Source organism: Brenneria izadpanahii, assembly GCF_017569925.1.
GTDB classification, from domain to species: Bacteria; Pseudomonadota; Gammaproteobacteria; order Enterobacterales; family Enterobacteriaceae; genus Brenneria; species Brenneria izadpanahii.
Genome location: NZ_CP050854.1, coordinates 2,191,110 through 2,210,752 on the forward strand (window position 1 = coordinate 2,191,110; position 19,643 = coordinate 2,210,752).

19 protein-coding genes and 2 pseudogenes are annotated in these 19,643 nt (G+C 57.9%); 16 read left to right on the forward strand and 5 right to left on the reverse strand.

Annotated features, from left to right (window positions below; genetic code table 11):
- Nucleotides 1-9: 9 nt before the first annotated feature.
- Both sctV and sctW read right to left on the reverse strand, forming a co-directional pair.
- A complete protein-coding gene (gene sctV, locus HC231_RS09825; protein ID WP_208230808.1) occupies nt 10-2,118 on the reverse strand; it encodes a type III secretion system export apparatus subunit SctV in 2,109 nt (702 codons plus the stop codon).
- Complete coding sequence (gene sctW, locus HC231_RS09830; RefSeq protein WP_208230809.1) at nt 2,115-3,257, reverse strand: type III secretion system gatekeeper subunit SctW; 1,143 nt, start codon at nt 3,255-3,257, stop codon at nt 2,115-2,117. Before sctW ends, sctV begins: the two co-directional genes overlap by 4 nt.
- A gap of 356 nt (nt 3,258-3,613) precedes the next feature.
- On the opposite strand from sctW, the gene HC231_RS09835 reads away from it, so the two are divergent.
- The 9 genes from HC231_RS09835 (at nt 3,614) to sctL (ending at nt 10,418) form a co-directional block, all read left to right on the forward strand.
- The gene (locus HC231_RS09835) at nt 3,614-4,159 is read left to right on the forward strand and encodes an RNA polymerase sigma factor (RefSeq protein ID WP_208230810.1); all 546 of its coding nucleotides are present in this window, start codon (nt 3,614-3,616) and stop codon (nt 4,157-4,159) included.
- Nucleotides 4,160-4,305: 146 nt separating this feature from the next.
- Nucleotides 4,306-5,772, forward strand: coding sequence for a PAS domain-containing sensor histidine kinase (locus tag HC231_RS09840; protein ID WP_208230811.1), 1,467 nt, complete (start codon nt 4,306-4,308; stop codon nt 5,770-5,772).
- 26 nt (nt 5,773-5,798) lie between these two features.
- Complete coding sequence (locus HC231_RS09845) at nt 5,799-6,440, forward strand: response regulator (protein WP_208230812.1); 642 nt, start codon at nt 5,799-5,801, stop codon at nt 6,438-6,440.
- 242 nt (nt 6,441-6,682) lie between these two features.
- Entirely contained in the window at nt 6,683-7,636 is a 954-nt protein-coding gene (locus HC231_RS09850; protein WP_208230813.1) for a sigma 54-interacting transcriptional regulator, read from the forward strand.
- 162 nt (nt 7,637-7,798) lie between these two features.
- Nucleotides 7,799-8,005, forward strand: coding sequence for a type III secretion system major pilin HrpA (locus tag HC231_RS09855; RefSeq protein ID WP_208230814.1), 207 nt, complete (start codon nt 7,799-7,801; stop codon nt 8,003-8,005).
- 63 nt (nt 8,006-8,068) lie between these two features.
- Entirely contained in the window at nt 8,069-8,431 is a 363-nt protein-coding gene (locus HC231_RS09860) for an EscI/YscI/HrpB family type III secretion system inner rod protein (protein ID WP_208230815.1), read from the forward strand.
- Nucleotides 8,432-8,434: 3 nt separating this feature from the next.
- The gene (gene sctJ, locus HC231_RS09865; protein ID WP_208230816.1) at nt 8,435-9,202 is read left to right on the forward strand and encodes a type III secretion system inner membrane ring lipoprotein SctJ; all 768 of its coding nucleotides are present in this window, start codon (nt 8,435-8,437) and stop codon (nt 9,200-9,202) included.
- Between the two features lie 24 nt (nt 9,203-9,226).
- On the forward strand, nt 9,227-9,838 hold the full coding sequence (locus tag HC231_RS09870; RefSeq protein WP_208230817.1) for a type III secretion protein: 612 nt from the start codon (nt 9,227-9,229) through the stop codon (nt 9,836-9,838).
- Nucleotides 9,807-10,418, forward strand: a complete 612-nt coding sequence (gene sctL, locus HC231_RS09875; RefSeq protein ID WP_208230818.1) for a type III secretion system stator protein SctL — start codon at nt 9,807-9,809, stop codon at nt 10,416-10,418. The genes HC231_RS09870 and sctL overlap by 32 nt, the downstream gene beginning before the upstream one ends.
- Before the next feature lie 61 nt (nt 10,419-10,479).
- On the opposite strand, the gene yczR is transcribed toward sctL, so the two are convergent.
- Nucleotides 10,480-11,907, reverse strand: a complete 1,428-nt coding sequence (gene yczR / locus HC231_RS09880) for a MocR-like transcription factor YczR (protein ID WP_208230819.1) — start codon at nt 11,905-11,907, stop codon at nt 10,480-10,482.
- A gap of 96 nt (nt 11,908-12,003) precedes the next feature.
- On the opposite strand from yczR, the pseudogene yczE reads away from it, so the two are divergent.
- The 7 genes and pseudogenes from yczE to HC231_RS09915 all read left to right on the forward strand — a co-directional run bounded on the left by yczE (nt 12,004) and on the right by HC231_RS09915 (nt 17,376).
- A pseudogene (gene yczE, locus HC231_RS09885) lies at nt 12,004-12,638 on the forward strand (membrane protein YczE).
- A gap of 134 nt (nt 12,639-12,772) precedes the next feature.
- Nucleotides 12,773-12,997 carry a serine kinase gene (locus HC231_RS09890; RefSeq protein ID WP_208230820.1) on the forward strand — a complete coding sequence of 75 codons (225 nt, stop codon included), beginning with the start codon at nt 12,773-12,775 and terminating at the stop codon, nt 12,995-12,997.
- Nucleotides 12,984-13,418 carry a type III secretion system chaperone gene (locus HC231_RS09895; protein WP_208230821.1) on the forward strand — a complete coding sequence of 145 codons (435 nt, stop codon included), beginning with the start codon at nt 12,984-12,986 and terminating at the stop codon, nt 13,416-13,418. The genes HC231_RS09890 and HC231_RS09895 overlap by 14 nt, the downstream gene beginning before the upstream one ends.
- Nucleotides 13,411-15,446 (forward strand): annotated as a pseudogene (gene sctC, locus HC231_RS09900) (type III secretion system outer membrane ring subunit SctC). Before HC231_RS09895 ends, sctC begins: the two are co-directional and overlap by 8 nt.
- 15 nt (nt 15,447-15,461) lie before the next feature.
- The gene (gene hrpT, locus HC231_RS09905) at nt 15,462-15,653 is read left to right on the forward strand and encodes an HrpT family type III secretion system protein (RefSeq protein ID WP_208230822.1); all 192 of its coding nucleotides are present in this window, start codon (nt 15,462-15,464) and stop codon (nt 15,651-15,653) included.
- The gene (locus HC231_RS09910; RefSeq protein ID WP_208230823.1) at nt 15,646-15,993 is read left to right on the forward strand and encodes a type III secretion protein; all 348 of its coding nucleotides are present in this window, start codon (nt 15,646-15,648) and stop codon (nt 15,991-15,993) included. The genes hrpT and HC231_RS09910 overlap by 8 nt, the downstream gene beginning before the upstream one ends.
- Before the next feature lie 363 nt (nt 15,994-16,356).
- A complete protein-coding gene (locus HC231_RS09915) occupies nt 16,357-17,376 on the forward strand; it encodes a type III secretion protein HrpN (RefSeq protein ID WP_208230824.1) in 1,020 nt (339 codons plus the stop codon).
- Between the two features lie 502 nt (nt 17,377-17,878).
- Here HC231_RS09915 and HC231_RS09920 read toward each other — a convergent pair.
- Both HC231_RS09920 and HC231_RS09925 read right to left on the reverse strand, forming a co-directional pair.
- Nucleotides 17,879-18,220 carry a DNA-binding protein gene (locus tag HC231_RS09920; RefSeq protein WP_281397400.1) on the reverse strand — a complete coding sequence of 114 codons (342 nt, stop codon included), beginning with the start codon at nt 18,218-18,220 and terminating at the stop codon, nt 17,879-17,881.
- Nucleotide 18,221: 1 nt separating this feature from the next.
- Nucleotides 18,222-19,610: a pectate lyase gene (locus HC231_RS09925; RefSeq protein WP_208230825.1), complete on the reverse strand. Its 1,389-nt coding sequence runs from the start codon at nt 19,608-19,610 to the stop codon at nt 18,222-18,224.
- Nucleotides 19,611-19,643 lie beyond the last annotated feature (33 nt).

Sequence of the window (19,643 nt, forward strand, 5' to 3'; positions counted from 1 at the left end):
ATTTCATTCCTATGCGTTAAAAGGCGCGTTTTCTTCATACAGATCGAACCGTCCGAGGACGTTGATAGATAGATGCGATTCCAGTTCGGAGAACGAGAGCACCGGCACGTGGTGGAATTCATCTTGCAGCAGGACGCGTAAAGGGCTGCGTAAGTCCTGCGCGACCAATATCTGGCCGGTGGATGGCAGCGAGGACGGAAAGGCGCGCCGCAACTGTCCGAGCAGGGCGGCGGCGTAGTCCTGCGTCAACGCAAAGAAGGTTTCATTCTGGGTTTGGCGCAGCGAGTCGCGCAGCAGTTCTTCCGTTTCCGGCGTCACCAGCCACACATGCAGGCTGTTTTGTTGACTGTACTGGTGGCAAATTTGCGATTTCAGCGCCAGCCGGACGTAGTCGGTCAACGCGTGGATGTCCCGCTCGTGTTGTCCAATCTCAATCAGCGCTTCGGCGATCGGACGCACCGAACGCAGCGGAATCCGTTCCGCCGCCAGCCGTTGCAATACGCCGGCAAAGCGCGACAGCGGCATGATGCGTTGCAGCTCCTGCGCCAGTTCCGGCTGTTCGCTCTCCAGCCAGGTCAGGATCGACTTGGTTTCCTGCAGACCGATAAACTGCGCGCCGGAGCGGTGAATGGCGTTTTCCATCCGCATGAGGATTAATGCCTCCGCCGACCAGCGCGGGCGCTCTTCCTGTTCGAGCAGCGGATGAGCGGGGGAAACCCACAGCCAGTCCGCTTCATCACGCAGCGGAGAACCGGCGATGATATCCTCTTGCTCTTGTTCGTCCTGGCCGAGAGACGAGCGGTGCACGGCCAGACGTTCGGTGATGAAGGTGGCTTTGACGTAGGGGATTTCGTATACGCAGAATTGGAATTCGTCCTCGTCCAGCCGATCGTTGAACTCAATGTCGAACGACGGCAGCGTCATGCCGAACTGATACACCAGCCGGTTGCGCAAACGACGGATATGCTGCACCAGCGAGAGCGTGGCGGGATTTCCCTGCAGCGACGGATGAAACAGCAGCAGATAGGCCCGCGTTGGATTGAAACGCCGCAAATCCTGATGACCGTTTTGTTCGGCGGGCAGGTTGTCGGCCTCCGCCTGCGAATGGCTTAAGATCCCTTGCTGCTTAATCCGCCATAGCTGGAATACCCCGCTGCTTAACGAGGCGAGGCTGATCACCATAAATACCATCGAGGGCATGCCGGGCAGTAAGGCGAAACCGAACATGCCAAGGGCGGAGATGATCCAGGCCTTGGGCTGGCTGGTCAGCTGCTCGGCGATTTCGCGGCCGATGTTGGCGTCCAGCGGTTGCCCCTCGGCGGAAACGCGGGTGATGATCATCCCGGCCGTCAGTGAAATCAGCAGCGCGGGGATCTGGGCGATCAACCCATCGCCGATCGTCAGAACGGAGTAAACATGCATGGCGTCGGCGGCGGCCATGCCGTGCTGCAGCACGCCGATGGCGAATCCGCCGATCATGTTGATGAACACGATCACCAGCCCGGCGATGGCGTCGCCTTTGACGAATTTCATCGCGCCGTCCATCGCCCCGAACAGTTGGCTCTCTTTCGCCAGATTGTCGCGCCGCTGCCGTGCCTGATGCGCTTCAATCAGCCCGGCGCGGAGATCGCTGTCGATCGACATCTGTTTGCCGGGCATGGCGTCCAGCGTAAAGCGCGCGGCGACCTCCGCCACGCGTTCGGAACCTTTGGTGATCACCAGAAAGTTGACGACGGTAAGAATCAAAAAGATAACCAGTCCCACCGCCAGATTGCCGCCCACCACATAGTTGCCGAATGCTTCGACGATATGGCCGCCGTCCTGTTGCAGTAGGATCTGGCGGGTGGTGGAGATCGATAGCGCCAGCCGGAACATGGTGGTCAACAGCAGCACCGCCGGGAACGTGGAAAACGCCAGCGGCTTGGGCAAATACATCGCCAGTACAATCAGCAGCGAAGAGACGCAAATATTGAACGCGATCAGCACGTCGATCAGGCTGGTCGGCAGCGGGATGATCATCATAAATACGATGGACATGACGATGACCGCGCCCACCACCTCGGAACGCTGCATCGCGCTGAGGGCGATGCGGTTGAGCCAGATAATCAGCAGATTCATGTCAAATCCCTGCCTGGCGCCGGCGACAGCGAAGCCTTGACGTTCTCGTACTGCGCGACATCGCCGATCATGCCGCGAATAAGATGCAGCGCGGTTTGGCGGTTTTTCACATCGCGCCACAGCGGCTGCGGCAGCTCACGGACCAACGGCAGCAGCGCGTTGAAAAATATTACCTGGTGCCGGGGTTCGGTACCGGCTACCTCGCGCCCCAGATTGTGCAGATCGCGCGCGTAAGCGCCATTGGCGCCGAGACCGATCAGCCGGCGGGTGAGATCGATCGCGCCTAAGGTAAACGACGGCAGTTTTAGCGACAGGCGCGCCAGCATCTCTCTGCTGGCCGATAGCGTGTGGCTTAGGTGGCTGGCGTCGTTGAGGCTGCCGAGCATTTTTTTCAGCGCCTCTTTAGGGAGAGACGAAGCCTGGCAGGCGATATCCGCCGACAGCGCGCGCTGCATGGTGCGCAGGCCGTCCGTGAAACGGCCGGCGTCGAAGCGCTCCAGCAGCGCGTCCAGCAGGGCGCTGACCGACTGTTGATGGACGACCTTCTGATAATAGAGATCGCGCATCGCCTGGCGATGTTCGGGCTGGGCGCTGAACAGCGAAATGGCGCCGGCCGTGTTTATCCCCGCCCTGATTTCCGGCCCCTTCTCCTGATGCAGATGTTGCAGCGCCAGTTCCGCCGCTTCAGCCAGCGCGGGCCTGGCGGTCCGCTCCTGGCTGATAATCTGTCTGAGCAGCACGTCTCCCCGCGCCGGATCGTTTCCTGCGGCCTGGAGTATCGTTTCTACTGCCGGCGTTTCAGCGTTGGCCAACAGACCGCGCATGCGATCCATCTGCTGAGAGGGAGAGCCTTCGGATGGGTTTTCCAACAGCTTGAACAACTCGGTAAGTTTTTCAATCCGTTCGACGTTGGCCAGCGTCCGCACATCGGTTTGAACGATATTACGGCGATTAAGGGATTTACTTCTGCGCTCCGCCTGTTCGCCGAACGCCATGGCGACTTCTTCCATTGATGTGGCGAGCGGCGAGCGCGGCGGTTCATGATGTACAGGCGCTTTCGCCGCCGCCGGCTCGTTATCGGTATCTACTGGGCGGGATACGGGCGTCGTAACGGGCGTAACATTCTGAATTTTTATCATTATCCAGTCCGGCTTAAGTCAACACGATGCTGTTGTGTGGTTCGAAAGTCCGGACGGTTCCTGCATAGGCTTCATCTTTCTTGCCGAAAGCGCGCCGCCTATCCCGCATTTTGCAATCCATCTGCATAGAAACCAAAAATCAGAGCAATAGGTATTTCTTGCCGGGATGAATCATATACTTTTGAGCATTGCAAAAACTTGCATCGATTTTAGGGTCTATTGGCAAAATGTTGCGTGAAAAAGCGGCATCAAAAAAATAAGTAATTATAAATCAATAGAATAAATTGATGATAAGGGTGGTACGGGACTTGCTCTTCGTTGGCGCCGATATGGGCTAATTGCGGAGAGTAAGCTAAATGGAATCCTTTACCCCGGTCTATTCCGACCAGAAAGACGCCTCGTATAACGCGCCATCCGTCGATTGGGAACAGGTGTTTAGACAGCATGGAAAGAAGTTACATAACTTTATCCGTAAACGTGTCAGCAACCATGACGATGTTGAGGATTTACAGCAAATGACTTACCTGGAGGTGCTAAAGCATCAGGATAAGTTTCTTGGTGCGTCACGTCCCGAAACTTGGGTGTTCGGCATTGCCCTCAATTTGGTGCGCAATCACTTCAAACAGGCGCGCCAGCGATCGTATGAAATCGGCGATGAGGCGCTGGAAAACGTAACGGTTGATACAGATCCGGGAATGATCACAGAGAGCCAGAGAGCGTTAAGCAGGGCATCTGAAGCGATGTCCAGCCTGCCTGATGACACGCGCAATATGCTGCTGATGTTGCTCGATTCCGACGTTAGTTATCAGGATATCGCGCTACGGCTGGATATTCCTATCGGGACGGTTCGTTCACGGTTGTCCCGTGCGCGGGGGGTTATTCGTCAAGCCGTGGATGCCTGACCCGCGCTGTTCATGGCGGTAAAGCCTTCCGTCAGCCGGCACGACGGTGTTGTCGCAGGTTGGTTCTGAGCTCGGTTCCTGTGATGTATCTGAAACGCAGCATGGTTTCGGCTGTGCGTGCTATTCACTTAACAAGGGGAAGTCTAATGATGTTCACGCAACCTTTTCGGACCGCGTCTGATACCGATGTGCCACAGTTGGAGCTGGTGGATTTTGCGTTTAGCCGTATAAAAGACGCGATTTATATCGTGAACGAAGAAGAGCGTTTCTGCTATGCCAATGAATCGGCATGTCAAACGCTGCACTATAGCAGTGAAGAGTTTCTTCAGTTACGGGTCGCAGATATCGACCCCAATTGGCCGGTCAGAAGCAGACCGGCAAGCTGGTGGAAGGAATATGACACCGATAGGGGCGTCACGTTTGAAACATTTCACGTCACCCATTTCGGTATGGTTATTCCTGTTGAAGTCAATTTGACTCACTTCAAACATAAAGGACGCAGTTACAGCATGTGTGTGGTAAGAGATATCAGGGAACGGAAGCATATTGAGCAGTTGGCTTACGCGCGGGAACAAGAGTTTCGCGCGTTGGTGGAAAATACGCCTGACCTGATAACCCGTTTTGATCCTCAGTTGAATTGTCTTTACGCCAATCCGGCCACCCTAAGACACCTGGATTTTACTATTGAGCAACTGTGCGGCCGCAAGCTGACGGATTTAATGCCGGGAGCCAAGTGCGCCATGCATATCCAACAGCTGGTGCAACAGGTGGTTGATAGCCGCCGCAGCGCGGAGGGGGAGCTATCGGATGAAAACGGCAGAGGCGATCAGCGCCATGTGGTTATTCATCATATCCGCTGTGTCCCGGAGTTCGATCAGCAAGGGGCGCTGTTATCTATTCTCGCGGTAGGACGCGATATTACGGCCATTCGCTATGCGGAAAGAAAATTGGAGGACTCGCATATGCAACTGAGCTTGCTGGCGCGTCAGCGGGAGATTTCCCGTGAAGCGGAACGCAAGCATATCGCCAGGGAAATTCATGATGAACTGGGACAGCATCTGACCACCATCCGCATGAGCTTGTCGCTGATGCGGATGTGCTTCGCCAAAGACAACCCAGATATGCAGGAGCAGTTGAAGAAACTGATGCAGTTGTCGGATCAGACCATCCAGGTGGTGCGTAATGTGTCCACCCGGCTGAGGCCCAATGTGCTCAATATGGGGCTGACGCCCGCGCTGGAATGGCTATGTGACGAATTCAACCGTAATTACCGCGGCGAATGCCGGTTAAAAACGGCGGAGCCGGAGCTGATGCTCAAAGACGAATTCGTGACGGCCGCATTCCGCGTCGCGCAGGAGTCACTGACCAACGTGGCGCGTCATGCACAGGCGAGCAAGGTGGAGATCACGCTTGAAAACCACTCCGGCAATGTGGTGCTGCGGATCAAGGATAACGGCAAAGGGTTTGACGATCGGATAAACAAAGCCGATGCCTTCGGCCTGATTAGCATGAAAGAGCGAGGACGCATGCTGGGGGGCGAGGTGATTGTCGAAAGTGCTCCGGGAAGCGGCACCCTGGTGCAGCTTACCTTTCCAATGGAAGCGGATGCTTAGCAGGAAAAAGGGAAAAGGAGAGAGTGATGGATAAGCCGATCCGCTTAATGATCGCAGACGATCATGTCATTATGCGCGAAGGTCTTAAACAGATTTTCGCGCTGGACGATACGCTGGGCGTGGTCGCGGAGGCAGGCAACGGCGCGCAGGTGTTGAGCAAGCTGCGCACCAGCAGTATCGACCTGCTGCTGCTGGATATGTCTATGCCCGGCATCTGCGGCGAAGACCTGATTTTACGTATTGTCGCACAGTATCCCCTGTTGCCGATCCTGGTGCTCAGCATGTACAGCGAGGCACAGATTGCGCAACGGGCGCTGAAAAGCGGAGCCAAGGGATATATCACCAAAGATAAGGATCCTGAAACGCTGCTTTCCGCTATTCGCCGCGTAGCGCAGGGGGCGCGTTACATTGACCATACCATTGCCGAGCAGTTGGTCTTTTTCGATTGCATGGAAAGGGGGAAGGCGCCGCATGAGGTGCTGACGCCGCGGGAACATCAGGTTATGGTGATGTTTGCGCAGGGAATGGGGGTTAATGCGATAGCCCAGGCGCTGGCCATCAGCAGTAAAACGGTAAGCACCCATAAATCGCGTTTGATGGAAAAAATGCAGTTCAGCACCAATGCCGACATTGTTAAGTATGTGCTCAACAAGCGGCTTATTTTATAAACGACTCGCCAGCAATTCTCGTGGGGCGGTAGGAATTTCCTGACACGACTCTCTGTAATTCCTACCCTACGTTCAGCGATAACTGATGGTTTCGCTTTTCGTTGATGGTTAATGCTTAGCCCCACTCTATCAACGACTAACCGGCGCCGCTAATGCGCGCCGGTTACGTTCACGTAATTATAGAGCACAATAGGAACGTTCGGAAGGTATAAGTCAGCCCGGAAGGGCACAGGAGCAGGAAAATGTTTAGGAAAAACAATGACGCCTACCGTTGGGTAGGTTCATGCCCGGAAATAGCGTCAACGGCTTATTCATCAGATGACATTCACGCAACATTGTCTCCGTTTATTGATGTTATTGCACCGCTGAGTGTGGATATCGTCCTTGAGGGAGAAACCGGAACAGGTAAAGACACGCTGGCCCGCCGTATTCATCAGTTGTCGGGATGCAGCGGATCGCTGGTGGCGGTCAACTGCGCCGCCATTCCTGAGAGTCTGGCCGAAAGCGAACTCTTTGGCGTGGTTTCCGGCGCTTACACCGGAGCCAGCCGATCGCGGGCGGGGTATCTGGAAACGGCGGACAAAGGCATTCTCTTTCTGGATGAAATCGACAGTATGCCCTTGACGCTGCAGGCGAAAATGTTGCGCGTGCTGGAAAACAGAGGCGTAGAGCGGCTGGGCAGTACGCAGTTCAAACCGCTGGATATGCGGGTGATCGTCGCCACGCAAACGCCGCTGCATCAACTGGTGGAGAAAGGACTGTTCAGACGCGATCTGTACTTTCGTTTGGATACGGTGAAAATACAGTTGCCCACGCTGCGTTCCCGTACCGATATCATCGTCCCGCTTTTTCAGCGCTTCTGCCATGAAGCGGCCCAGCGTCTTAAAGTGTCGCCCCCCGCGATGACGACCCATTTGCATGAGTGCCTGCTGGCTCACTCATGGCCGGGTAATCTTCGCGAACTAAAAGCAGCGGCCGAGCGCTGGGCGCTGGGGCTATCGCCGTTGGCATCGGTATCGGAACCCAGTCATGAACCGTTGCAATTGCGAGATCGTCTAAAGCGGATTGAGAAATTCTTGATTCAGGACGCGCTACGGCGGCATGGCCACTGCATCGATCGCGTGGTTTCGGAGTTGGGTATCCCCAAGCGCACGCTTTATCACCGTTTAAAAGTCCTTAACGTTTCCGCGCGCTGAAAACGTTAGGGGGGCAGGCAGCGGATGCCTGCCATTAAGAAAGTTCGGCGTAGCGTGGAACTGTTTTTCTCTCTTCTCCACTTAATCGATGAACAGGATGACTGTAAGTACAGTATGACGGTTCACCCACATTATTAATGTCAATCATATTGGAGATAAATCATGGCTTTTGGACTTTCACAGGTTGCTTCACAGGCCGCCACCACCACGCTGGATACCGCAATGGCGGGTTCACTGACTAAATCCGCTGCCGCGCAGGCGCAAAAAATTGCGCTGGATACGGAGAACTCGATTGCGGACGGTCATATGGATTCCGCATCCAAGTCATTGAACGCCGGTCAAAAAACGGCGAAATCCATTCAGTTCTGATTCTGAAGCCGCCTGCCGGTTGCGTATGCCGGCAGGTTATTATTTCGCTGGAATGGAAAACTCATGAAAATCAATCGAGTGAATGAAGCAGCCCCGATGAACTTCACAGCGGAAGCCGGAGACTCAGCGATCGATCGGCAGGATATCGCCTGGTTCAGCGCCGCATTGGAGCAGCCTTCCGCTTCGTCGGCGCCGGCTAACGGCAACAGCGTCTGGATGAACGCGCTGGCAGAAAAGTCTCAGGGAATCAACGCCGGGTTTAAAGACGCCGAGCGTGAGGTAAGCCGATCGATGCGTTCAAATAATCCTAAGGATGTATTGGACGCCACCCGGACGCTCTCTTCTTTTTATCTGGAAAGTTTGTTCAGTGCCAAGCTGGTCGCCAAAAGCGTTCAGAGCGTGGAAAAACTGACCAATCTACAGTAACGCATGATGAAAACGGACTTGCGAGCACTATTTCTATTGTTATCCCTGCTGCTGATTGGCTGCGGCGATCCCATCGAACTGAACCGCGGGCTATCGGAAAGCGATGCCAATGAGGTGATTGCCGCGCTCGCGCGTTATCAGATCGCCGCGGAAAAGCGGGTGGATAAAACCGGGGTGACTCTGGTTATCGATGCGAAAAATATGGAAAGGGCGGTCAACATTCTTAACGCGGCCGGGTTGCCCCGCCAGTCCCGCACCAACCTGGGCGAGGTCTTCCAGAAAAGCGGCGTGATTTCCACCCCGCTGGAAGAGCGGGCGCGCTATATCTACGCGCTGTCGCAGGAGGTTGAAGCCACGCTGACGCAAATCGACGGCGTACTGGTGGCGAGAGTGCACGTGGTGCTGCCGGAGCGCATAGCGCCCGGCGAGCCGGTACAGCCGGCGTCAGCGGCGGTTTTCATCAAATACCGGCCGGAGCTGGAGCCGGACAGCATGGAGCCGCGTATCCGGCGCATGGTCGCCAGCAGCATCCCTGGGCTTTCGGGCAAAAACGATAAGGATTTGTCGATTGTTTTTGTTCCCGCCGAACCCTACCAGGATACGATTCCGGTCGTCACGATCGGTCCGTTTACGCTGACGCCGCAAGAGGTGGCGCGCTGGCAGTGGACGGCCGCGCTGCTGGGGCTGGTGATTGTCAGTCTTTTGGCCTGGCGGTTGGGCAAGCCCTATATGCAGCAGTGGCAGCAAAAACGCACTGATGCCCGGCAATAGCGTAGACGGGGAAAGAGGAAAGCAATGACGCGCGAACAATCTCGTCTTGACTGGGTGCGATGGTGGGCGGGGCAATGCGTATTACAGGCCGATCCCGACTGGGATGAACCGCGTTTTTTTACGCCGCCGTCCCCCCGGCTGCGGCAGTTTATCCATGCGAATCCGCTGGCGCTTGGCCGCTATTTCGATCTGCCGGCGCAGCCGCCTCCCGCGCCGGAGCCGTCTTTGATGCGGCTTGGCGCGCTTAACGCCGATCGACGGGCGCTGGTCTTGCGGCTGATGGCGGTGGTATGCCGGCCGGCCGAAGCGCCGCGGGACATCGCCGCGGAGCAGGTAATTTGGTGCCGGCGTCTGGCTAAAGCGCTGCGTCCCGGCTTGTGGCTGCCGGCGGACTGTTCGTTTACCGACGATGCGGACGCGCTTGCCCTGCTGCGCGTTCACTATGGCGAAGCGTGCTGGCCGCGCCTGCGGCTGCTGTATCCCCGCGCGTTGAGCGAGCGGAGCCCGCTGTTTAAGCAATCCTTGCCCGCCGGGCGGCTCAAGGCATTGTGCGAGGCGTTGATCTGGAAAGCCGAGACGCCGGAATCCTCACAAGGAGAGGGTAATGCTAACGAAGAAAACGTTTTTCACGCTTGATGGCGCAGCCCGGCAGGAAGCGGTGGTGATCCCCGCCGAGCGGGTGGCGGAGCATTATTACAGCCGTACGCTGCTGGATAATGCCCGCGAGCAGGCAACGGAACTATTGGCGCAAACGCGCGAGCAGGCGGGCCAGGAAGTTCGGCAGGCCGTTGAGCAGGCGGAGTCCCGTTTCTGGCGGCAGGCGGATGCGCTGTTGCAGGGATACCGGCAGGATCGGGAGAAGCTGGAACAGTTTTGGCTTATGCAGTCCGGCTCGCTGCTGCGCGAGGCGTTGAGCCGGTTGCTGGATGAGATCCCCGAAGCGCAGCGGCGCGACGCTCTGTTAAGGCAACTGCTGCGGCAGCGGCAGGATGAAGCGCGCGGTACGCTTTATTGCCATCCCGCTCAGTTGGCCGAAGTGGAGACTTGGCTCCAGGCGCATCCTCATCTGGACTGGCGGCTGGCCAGCGATGAGTCGCTGGATAACGACGCATTAAAGCTGATTACCGCCTACGGCGTGATGTCGCTCAGTTGGCGGCAGGCCAGCGAGCAGCTGCTGCCGCCCGCAGAGGCGACGCCGCTGCATTCTCAGTCATAATTCACCGATGGCCGCGGTTTCGCAATAGGGGACGCTGCTGGCGTATCAACGCGGCAGCACCTTATACCACCATCCCGCGCCCGCCATAACTTCGGCTCTGCGCCAGATGCGCCCATAGCGGCTGCAGCCGCGCCAGCGCCGCGTTCATCTGCGCCGTTTCCAGCGTGAACGGCAGGCGAAGAAAGCGTTCGAACGCGCCGTCGGCGCCGAAACGCGGACCGGCGCCGATGCGGATGCCGATGGTTTCCGCGCTGGCGGCAAAGACGCTCGCCAGCGGTTTAGGCAATTCGAACCACCAGGATAGCCCGCCCTCCGGGGAGACGGCCCGCCAGTCAGGAAACAGATCGCGTATCGTTGCACCGCAGGCGTCCCGTTGCCGGCGCAGCGCTTCCCGCTTTTGCGGCAGAAAATCATCCGCCTCGTTGAACAGGGCCACGGCGGCCAGCTGTTCCAGTACCGGCGAGCCTAAATCCAGCGTATCGCGAATCTGAGTCAGCGCGCCGATGGTGCGGGCGGAAGCGCGGATCCACCCCAAGCGCAGGCCGCCCCAGAAGCTTTTCCCGGCGGAACCGAGCGTAATCACCCGATCGGTGTGGTCGAATGCGGCCAGCGGCGGCGGGGGCGGGGCGTCGAACCATAAATTAACCATGGTTTCATCCACGACGATGGCGGTGTGGGTGCGGGCGGCAATGTCCGCTATCGTCTGACGGGTCGCGGCATCCATGCAACGGCCGGTCGGATTATGGAAATCGGGGATCAGGTAGGCGAGACGCGGCGAGGTCTGGGCGATGGTCGCCGCCAGGCCGTCGGTGTCCCAGCCCCGATCGGGCAGGCTTACCGGAACAGGCCGGCAGGATGCCCCTTTAATGGCGGCCAGCGCGACCGGATAGGTCGGATGATCGATCGCCACCCGATCGCCGGGGCCGGTCAGCAAACGCAGGATCAGGCTAAAACCGCCGACCGCGCCGTTTACCACCATAATTTGATCTGCCGTGGTCGGCAGCCCGCGCGCGGCATAGTGGCGGGCGATGGTGAGGCGGAGCTCCGGCAGCCCCTGTTGATTGTAACCGGTGGTGTCGAGGTATTCCGGCAAGGCGATCAGCGCGCTGGCGTAAGCCCGATGAATTTCCGGGCCGGCGGGCAGCGCGGCGGTGGAGAGATCCAGCGTCGGCGCCGCGCCGGGCGTAAGCGGGGCGGTTGAACCGCCTTCCGGCAGCATGGTCGCCGAACCTGAACCGTGACGGCTGATCAGATACCCCTCCTCGCGTAGCTGCGCCAGCGCGTTCGCTACCGTCGTGCGGCTTATGCCGAGCACCGCCGCCAGCTCCCGTTCGCCGGGCAGGCGGCTATCCAACGGCAGACGGCCATCAAGAATCAACAGCCGCAGACCATCCGCCAGTTGGCGGTAAACCGGCATTCGCGGAACATCCTGATGCCAGCGCCCCAGCAATCGCGCCAAAGACGCGGCGCCTATTCTGCGTTGTGCCATAACTTACAGTCCACTTTGTAAAAACTGGACCTTAATATTAAGTCCATTTTGCGTAACTGTATAGCCACAGTACAGATGAAGTATGAGGGGAAAAGAATGGTTCGTCGATTGGCGCAGCTTTATATCGGCCTGACGTTATACGGCGTTTCCACGGCGATGTTCGTGCGCGCAGATCTGGGCGCGGATCCGTGGAACGTGTTTCACCTCGGCGTAGCGCGTATCTTCTCGCTTAATATCGGCGCGGTGATGATTATTGTCGGGGCGCTGGTGTTGCTGCTGTGGATCCCTCTGCGCCAGCGCCCCGGACTGGGAACCATCAGTAACGTGATTGTTATTGGATTGGCGGCTGATGCCGCGCTGGCTCTGATGCCGCCTCTGGCGTCGCTGACGGCCCGCAGCGTGTTGCTGGCGTCGGCGATCGCGGTCAATGCGCTGGCGACCGGGATGTACATCGGCGCCGGTTTCGGCGCCGGCCCGCGGGACGGACTGATGACCGGCATCAACGCCCGCACCGGCTGGTCCGTACGGCTCGTGCGTACCGCTATCGAGGTAAGCGTGTTGCTATCGGGCTGGCTGATGGGGGCACGTTCGGCGTCGGCACGGTACTGTACGCTTTGTCAATCGGGCCGTTGATTCAGCTTTGCCTGCCGTGGTTTATCGCCAGACCGGACCAGAGAACGGCGCGCCCGCAACCGGCGGCGTCCTCCGCGGATCCCGGCCAAATTCCCTAATCTGCCGGTTCTCACTGATACCGCGCCGCGAAACGGCGGCGCGGGCATAACCCGCCTGACGATGGAACTCCTTCAACGCGCCGACCACTTAACAGCAGTCACCCCATGGTCGAATCAACGAAGGAGAGTTCATTATGTCCTACAACTCCGTACAGCGCCGTCTGGATACGCATTTCGTCAACGCCCAGCGCAGTCTGGATAACATCGCGCTGGACGTCGCCGACGGCGGCGCCAGCCAGGCCGATAGCTACGCTTTTTTCGAAGCCAGTATGGACTATTCCAACGCCAGTTGGGCCGTTGGGCAGCTACTGAGCGTAAAACACGGCTTGGCGAAGGCCATCATCAATGACTTCAACTGAGTTGGCCGTTTCGCTGGAGAACTGGCTAAATGGGATGACCGCCATGCTCCGGCTGGAAATCGACAACGGCGCGGTTGCGCTGATGCGCCATGCGCAGGGGATTGCCTGCTGTGCGGCTATTCCTTTGCCGATGGCCGTGGATGAGACGGTGCTTGAGCGGGCGCTGCAACTGGCCGGGAGCGCCAGGATGCAGTATGGCGAGGATGCCGCGGCGCTGTCGCTGTCCGCGCAGGATGAGCAACTGTGGCTGTGGATGAAGCATGAACCCGATGATGCGCTACAGCTGTGCCGGTGCCTGGAGGCATTGCTGAACCAGCGCGATGTCTGGCTCGGCATGCTGCTTCCCGCCCTTAGATCGGCGGCACCCGGTCCGCTGAACTTGAATACGTTGGCTTTTTTGCAAGGAGAACGGCATGCGTAACATGCTGTATGCATTTTTATTGACGTTATATCGCTGGTTTTGTTGGTCGCTTGTCTTGCTGGGAATGATCCCGATGGCGCATGCCGTCACGCCGCCGGAGTGGAACAAAGGCGCATACGCCTATTCGGCCGAACAGACGCTGCTGTCGACGATTTTAACCGATTTCGCCAACAGCCACGGCGTGAAGCTGGTGCAGGGCAACCTGAACGATACGCTGGTCGAAGCCAAGATCCGAGCCGAAACGCCCGCCGCCTTTCTCGATCGCCTGGCGTTGGAACACCGTTTTCAATGGTTTGTTTACAACCATACCCTCTATATCAGTCCGCAGGACGAGCAGGCGTCAATCCGGCTGGAAATATCTCAGGACGCCGCGCCCGATCTTAAACAGGCGCTCAGCGGCATCGGGCTGCTCGATCCCCGTTTCGGCTGGGGCGAGTTGCCTGAAGAAGGCGTGGTGCTGGTGACGGGGCCGCAGGCGTATATCGATTTGATCCGCAATTTCAGCCAGCAGCGGGAGAAGCAGGATGAACGGCGCAAGGTGATGATCTTCCCGCTGCGTTTCGCCTCGGTATCGGACAGAACGTTGCAATATCGCGATCAGCACATCGTGATCCCCGGCGTGGCGACGATCCTCAGTGAACTGATGGACGGTCAGCGCACGCCGCCGGCAGGCGCTGCCGGGCCAACGACCGCCGCGCCGGATAGCGCGATGGAAGCCATGCGGGAAAATACGCGCGCCATGTTGACCCGGCTGGCTACGCGCAATAGCCCGGCGCGCAGTACGGATGAGAACGGAAGGTTGGCGTTGAATGGCCGGATTTCCGCCGACGTGCGCAATAATGCGCTGTTGGTCCGCGATGATGAAAAGCGGCGGGAAGAGTATCAACAGCTGGTTGAGCAGATCGACGTTCCGCAAAACCTGGTGAATATCGACGCCATTATTCTGGATGTGGATCGCACCGCGCTGTCGCGTCTTGAGGCTAACTGGCAGGGCGCATTGGGCAACGTCAGCGCGGGCAGCGCCATGATGATGGGGCGCAGCACGCTGTTCGTCAGCGATTTCAAACGCTTCTTTGCCGATATTCAGGCGCTGGAAGGCGAGGGCACCGCCTCTATTGTCGCTAATCCGTCGGTGCTGACGCTGGAGAATCAGCCCGCGATTGTGGATTTCAGCCGCACCGCCTTCATCACCGCCACCGGCGAGCGGGTCGCGCAGATTCAGCCCGTTACCGCCGGAACCAGCCTGCAGGTTACGCCGCGCGTGGTCGGGCAGGACGGGCAGCGGAGTATCCAACTGGTGATTGATATTGAAGACGGCAGGGTTGAAACCGGACGCGACGGGGAAGCCACCGGCGTGAAGCGCGGCAACGTCAGCACGCAGGCGCTGATTGGCGAAAACCGCGCGCTGGTGCTGGGCGGTTTTCACGTGGAAGAGAGCGGCGATCGCGACCACCGCATTCCGCTGCTGGGGATATCCCCTGGCTGGGGCAGCTGTTTACCTCGACGCGGCATGAAGTTTCCCGCCGGGAACGGTTATTCATCCTGACTCCGCATTTAATCGGCGATCAAACCGATCCCACCCGCTATGTCTCCGCTGAAAACCGCCATCAGCTTAATGACGTCATGAATCGCGTTTCGCAGCGTAACGGTAAAAACGGCCTCTACAGCCTGGTGGAAAACGCCATGCGCGATCTGGCCGGCAAACAGCTTCCGGCCGGATTTCAGAGCGAAACGCGGGGGGCGCGTCTGAGCGAAGTTTGCCGTTCGCAGCCAGGCCTGGTGTATGACAGCAACCGCTATCAGTGGTACGGCAACGGCAGCGTCGGATTAACCGTCGGCGTGGTGCGCAATAGCGGGACGCGAATACAGCGTTTCGACGAATCCGCCTGCGGCGGTAGCCGCACGCTGGCGGTGGCGGCCTGGCCTAAAACCACCCTGGCTCCCGGCGAGTCCGCGGAGGTTTTTCTGGCGCTGCAACCGTTATCTTCAACAACGCCGGCCCGGCGTTCGCTGCTGGCTTCTTATTGAATTGGGAGAGATGTTATGTGGCATAAAGCATGCCTGCTTATTCTTGCCGTTCTGCTTTTGAGCGCTTGTTCTACATCGCGCCAGACGGCGAATTGCACCTCGGTTTCCTGCCGGCCGCAGCCCGACGCCCGGCAGTTGGTTATTTGGTGGCATCCGGATTTACGCACCGGACAGGCGGATTACAGCAAGGTGACGATCAATGAATGAGGAACCGGCGGTCTTTATGACGCGGGAGGCGTTTCTGGCGGCGATGAGCGACGTGCCGACAGGTTGCTGGCGGCCGCAGGAGGGCGTCAGCCTGCTGTTTCGACGGCGGTCGAGAGAGCCGGAGTTGCAACTGCTGTTGGCGTTCGGCCGGCGCTATCCGGGGATGCTGCATCAACTGCTGCAACGGCGCTTTCTTGAGGCTGAAACGCTGGCGGACTGCAGCCTAAGCATGAATGACCAACGCGACGTGGCGCTGCGCTGCCCGCTGCCGGAGACGGACGAGGAAAGGCGGCTCGCGTTGACCAAACTGTGGCGGCTGTCGGGTTTGCCGCCGTTGTAGCCGCACGGCGCAGGCGTTTCCTTTGAAAATCGTACCGGGCTATTCGACGCCGTCGCGCCGGATAGCCTTGTCTCATCTCGCCGCCGCCGGCGTGGCGATAAGCGGCGTATTCCCACAATAAACGCCTGTTTTCGCACGGTTTGCCGGGAACTGAACGCCGCAGATCGTCACTTAACAGGTGCGTCCACTAAAAGGCTGGGATCATCGGCCGCAAGGATAGTGGTGCTTTGATACACCCAGTAATTTTAAGGTGCGGCCCCGAAAGGGCTAGGTTCAGGATGGGCTAGGTAATTTAGGGAAACCAATACCGCTGCAACTTGAAAGATGACGGGGATTAAATCATTCAATTTATGAGGAATCGTTATGCTTAAAGATGTTATCAGCAATTCTGCTTCTACTTCTTCATTGCAGATTACCATCAAATCAAGTGGGCTGGATAAGCCGTTTCAGTCTTCCAACTCATCGCAACCTTTTTCTTCGGCCGGCGGCCAGCAGGGCGACGTTGCCGAGAAGCTGGCGAACGCGCTGACCTCCCTGCTGTTTGGAACGCAGGGACTGGGCGGCGGCGCGCAGAGCCGCGGATTATACGGCCAGAATAGCGGCGGGTTATTCGGACAAAACGGGTTTGGCGGCTTGTCTAACAACGGCAGTCTGTTAGGCTCCGGTCTGACTGCGATGGATTCCGGCACGCAGTTGGCCGCTCTGTTGTTAAACGTGCTCTCCCAGTTGCTGAACGGCGATACGGCACAAAACGGTCAGAACGGCCTGTTTGGCCAGAAACAGCCGACGAATTCGGAAGTCTCCGCCTATCAGCAGGGCGTTCAGGACGCCTTGTCCTCGATCCTGAATAACGGCTTTAGCCAGACAAGCAATGAGCAGCAGCCTTTGCAGTTAGGCAGTAACGGCCTACAGGGATTAAGCGGCGAAAGCGCGTTCAACCAACTGGGCAATACGCTGGGACTGAGCGTCGGTCAACAGGCGGGCTTACAGGAACTGAACAATGTCAGTACCCATAACGATAGCCCAACCCGTTATTTCGTCGACCAGGAAGACCGCGCCTTGGCTAAAGAGATTGGCCAATTTATGGATCAGTATCCTGAGAAATTCGGCAAGCCTGAATATCAGAAAGACAATCAGACATCGCCCACGCAGGATGATAAATCCTGGGCTCAGGCGCTCAGCAATCCTGATGACGACGGCATGACGAAAGCCAGCATGGACAAGTTCCTGGAAGCGGTCGGCATGATTAAGAGCGCCGTCGCCGGTGATGTCGGTAATGCCAACCTGCATGAACGCGGCAATGGCGGTTCTTCTTTAGGCATCGACGCGGCGATGATCGGCGACAGAATTATCAATATGGGGTTGGAAAAACAGGCTGCCTGATGGGCGGCGCATACTCCACGCAACATAATAAAGCAGGGCGTCAGCCCTGCTGTAGTTACCGACACGCCCTTTCCGGCATGGCCATTCCCGCGCAGCCCCGTTTTCTGGTCGCATTTTATGCAGACGCAGCACGCCAGAATGCCGCCGGTTCTATGCCATGCCGCCGCACGCCGCGCTTTCGCCGCGGCTATGCAGCTCATCCTAAGCCGGCCATCGCTTAGCATCCTATTATTTTACGCCGGGTAACGGCCAAACCCGTCAGCGCGCCGCATTTATATATAAAAGACGGAGCATATCGACTTTTAGGCTGCGCGTTGATAGCCGGAAGGCGGGAATGACGTATTTAGGTTCGGTATCGCGAAGCCTTTTGTCATCGGTCCGAGTAGGGCGCTCGTCCTGATTTTTATATGCGGCGGCCGGGCTATCAGCGGGGTGAAGCGAGTGGTCAACGGGAGGAGCCGGCGGTTGCATAAGCCAGCTTACGCTGGCTTATGCCGAGTCATTACGAAGCGAGTTTCCGCGGGGCTTGCGCCATGATGAGGTGGTCGGCCATCAGGCGAACGGCCCAGAATGCGGTTTGCGCCGCATCGCTGCGCACTTTTGTGCTCTGCGCGCCGGCGCATCGCAGAAAGTCCTGCTCCAGCGAATCCACAAAGGCGTCAAAATCGAACTGGCCGCTGCGCTGCGGCGCCGTCTGCGACAACACCTGATGCAGATTGTCCGTCACCAGACGTATCGCCCGTTCGAAGGCTTTACGCTGCGCCGGCGTCAGATAACCGCCTTGTCTTACCACATCAACCCAGCGCGTGGGCGGATTGTTGATGTTATTTAACGGCATGGGCATCTTAGTTTACCTGTATGTTAGCGGATTCAGGAACTTTGTAGTGATTCTTGACGTTGGTCAGGTTGATGTTGCTGCCCGTTACGTTCAAGTTTTCACTGTCGCTTTTCACAAACGCGAACTTGCCGTTTTCCGCGTCTATGTTGTTAAGGTTCAGATTCCAGTTGCCCTGCTGTCCGCCGTTGGTGCGGACAAAGGTGCCGAAATCTTTTGCTTTGAAGTTATCAACGGTCAGGTTGGCGTCGGCATTGAGCTGGAATATCTTGTCGGATGCTCCCTGAGCGCTGCTGTTGGTGATTTCAACGTTAGCCGGTTTGCCGCTGTTGGACTTCACGGTCAGCGCATCTTCCCCTACGTTGGTCCAGTGAACGTTATCAATCTTGGCATCGCCGCGGACATGTATGCCATCGGCCGCGTTGTCGCCAAAGACCACATTTTTCAGCGTAGCGCCTTCAGCCAGTTCAAACATGGGTTTTTGCCCCTCTTTCTGGCTGCCGTCGCCTAACTTACTGCTGGCGACGAAGGTTTTGCCGCCGCCGTCAAAGACTTCGCCCGGACCGACTTTTATTGTTTGGTCGACGACGGTCGCATCGTCACTGGCGGTAGGAAATTCGACCGCTCCCGTCTTGCCGATGTCACTAGCGCCGCCGGCGGTTCCCGGTGCGGCGGAGGTTACGCCTTTGCTTCCTTCAGGCGCGGCGCCGGAGGATGAAGAAGGCGCGGCGAAAGCATTGGTCGGGCTGCCGCTGGTTGTGGGAGCGGAGCCGCCGCCGGATGCCGGAGCGGATGAGCCGGATGACGATCCCGAACCCGCATCCTGTGGTTGACCGAATTCGCCATTTTGCGCATCCATCAGGTTGGCGATAATTTCCAGCAGCAGTTTTAACAGTTTATTGTCGCTGATTTGCCCGCCGCCGTCCTCCGTCGGGTTAATGGCATTATTCAGCGAGCTGTCCGTGGTGTCCTGCAATAATGAGCGCGAGAGATTTTCCGGGTTCTGCGCGCCGCCGGCGCCGGATAGAGGGGATGCGCCGGACGCCGCATTACCGGCATCGCCGGACTGCGCCAGCGGATTTTGCGCGCTTTGTCCGTTCTGCGCTCCGTTGGAGGAAATCAACTTCTCAAGCAGCTTCATTAATAATTCGCCCACATCCTGCTGGCCTGAGCCGCCATTACCCAGCGCATCGGCGGAGCGGTTCAGCGGATTATTGTTCGACTGAGATGCAGCGTTGCCCGCGCCATTATTGGGCATCAGCGCGTTCAGCAGAACGCCCAGCGCCTCCAGCATCTGCGCATCTTGTTGTGAAGAGCGTTGCTGCTGCGGTGAACTGCTGGAGTCGACCGGCGACAACCCCGGCGAGGAGTGTGTCAGAGTCAGCGTAATTTCTGCCATTGTTAACCTCATAATAGAGTGAAAAGTAAGTGT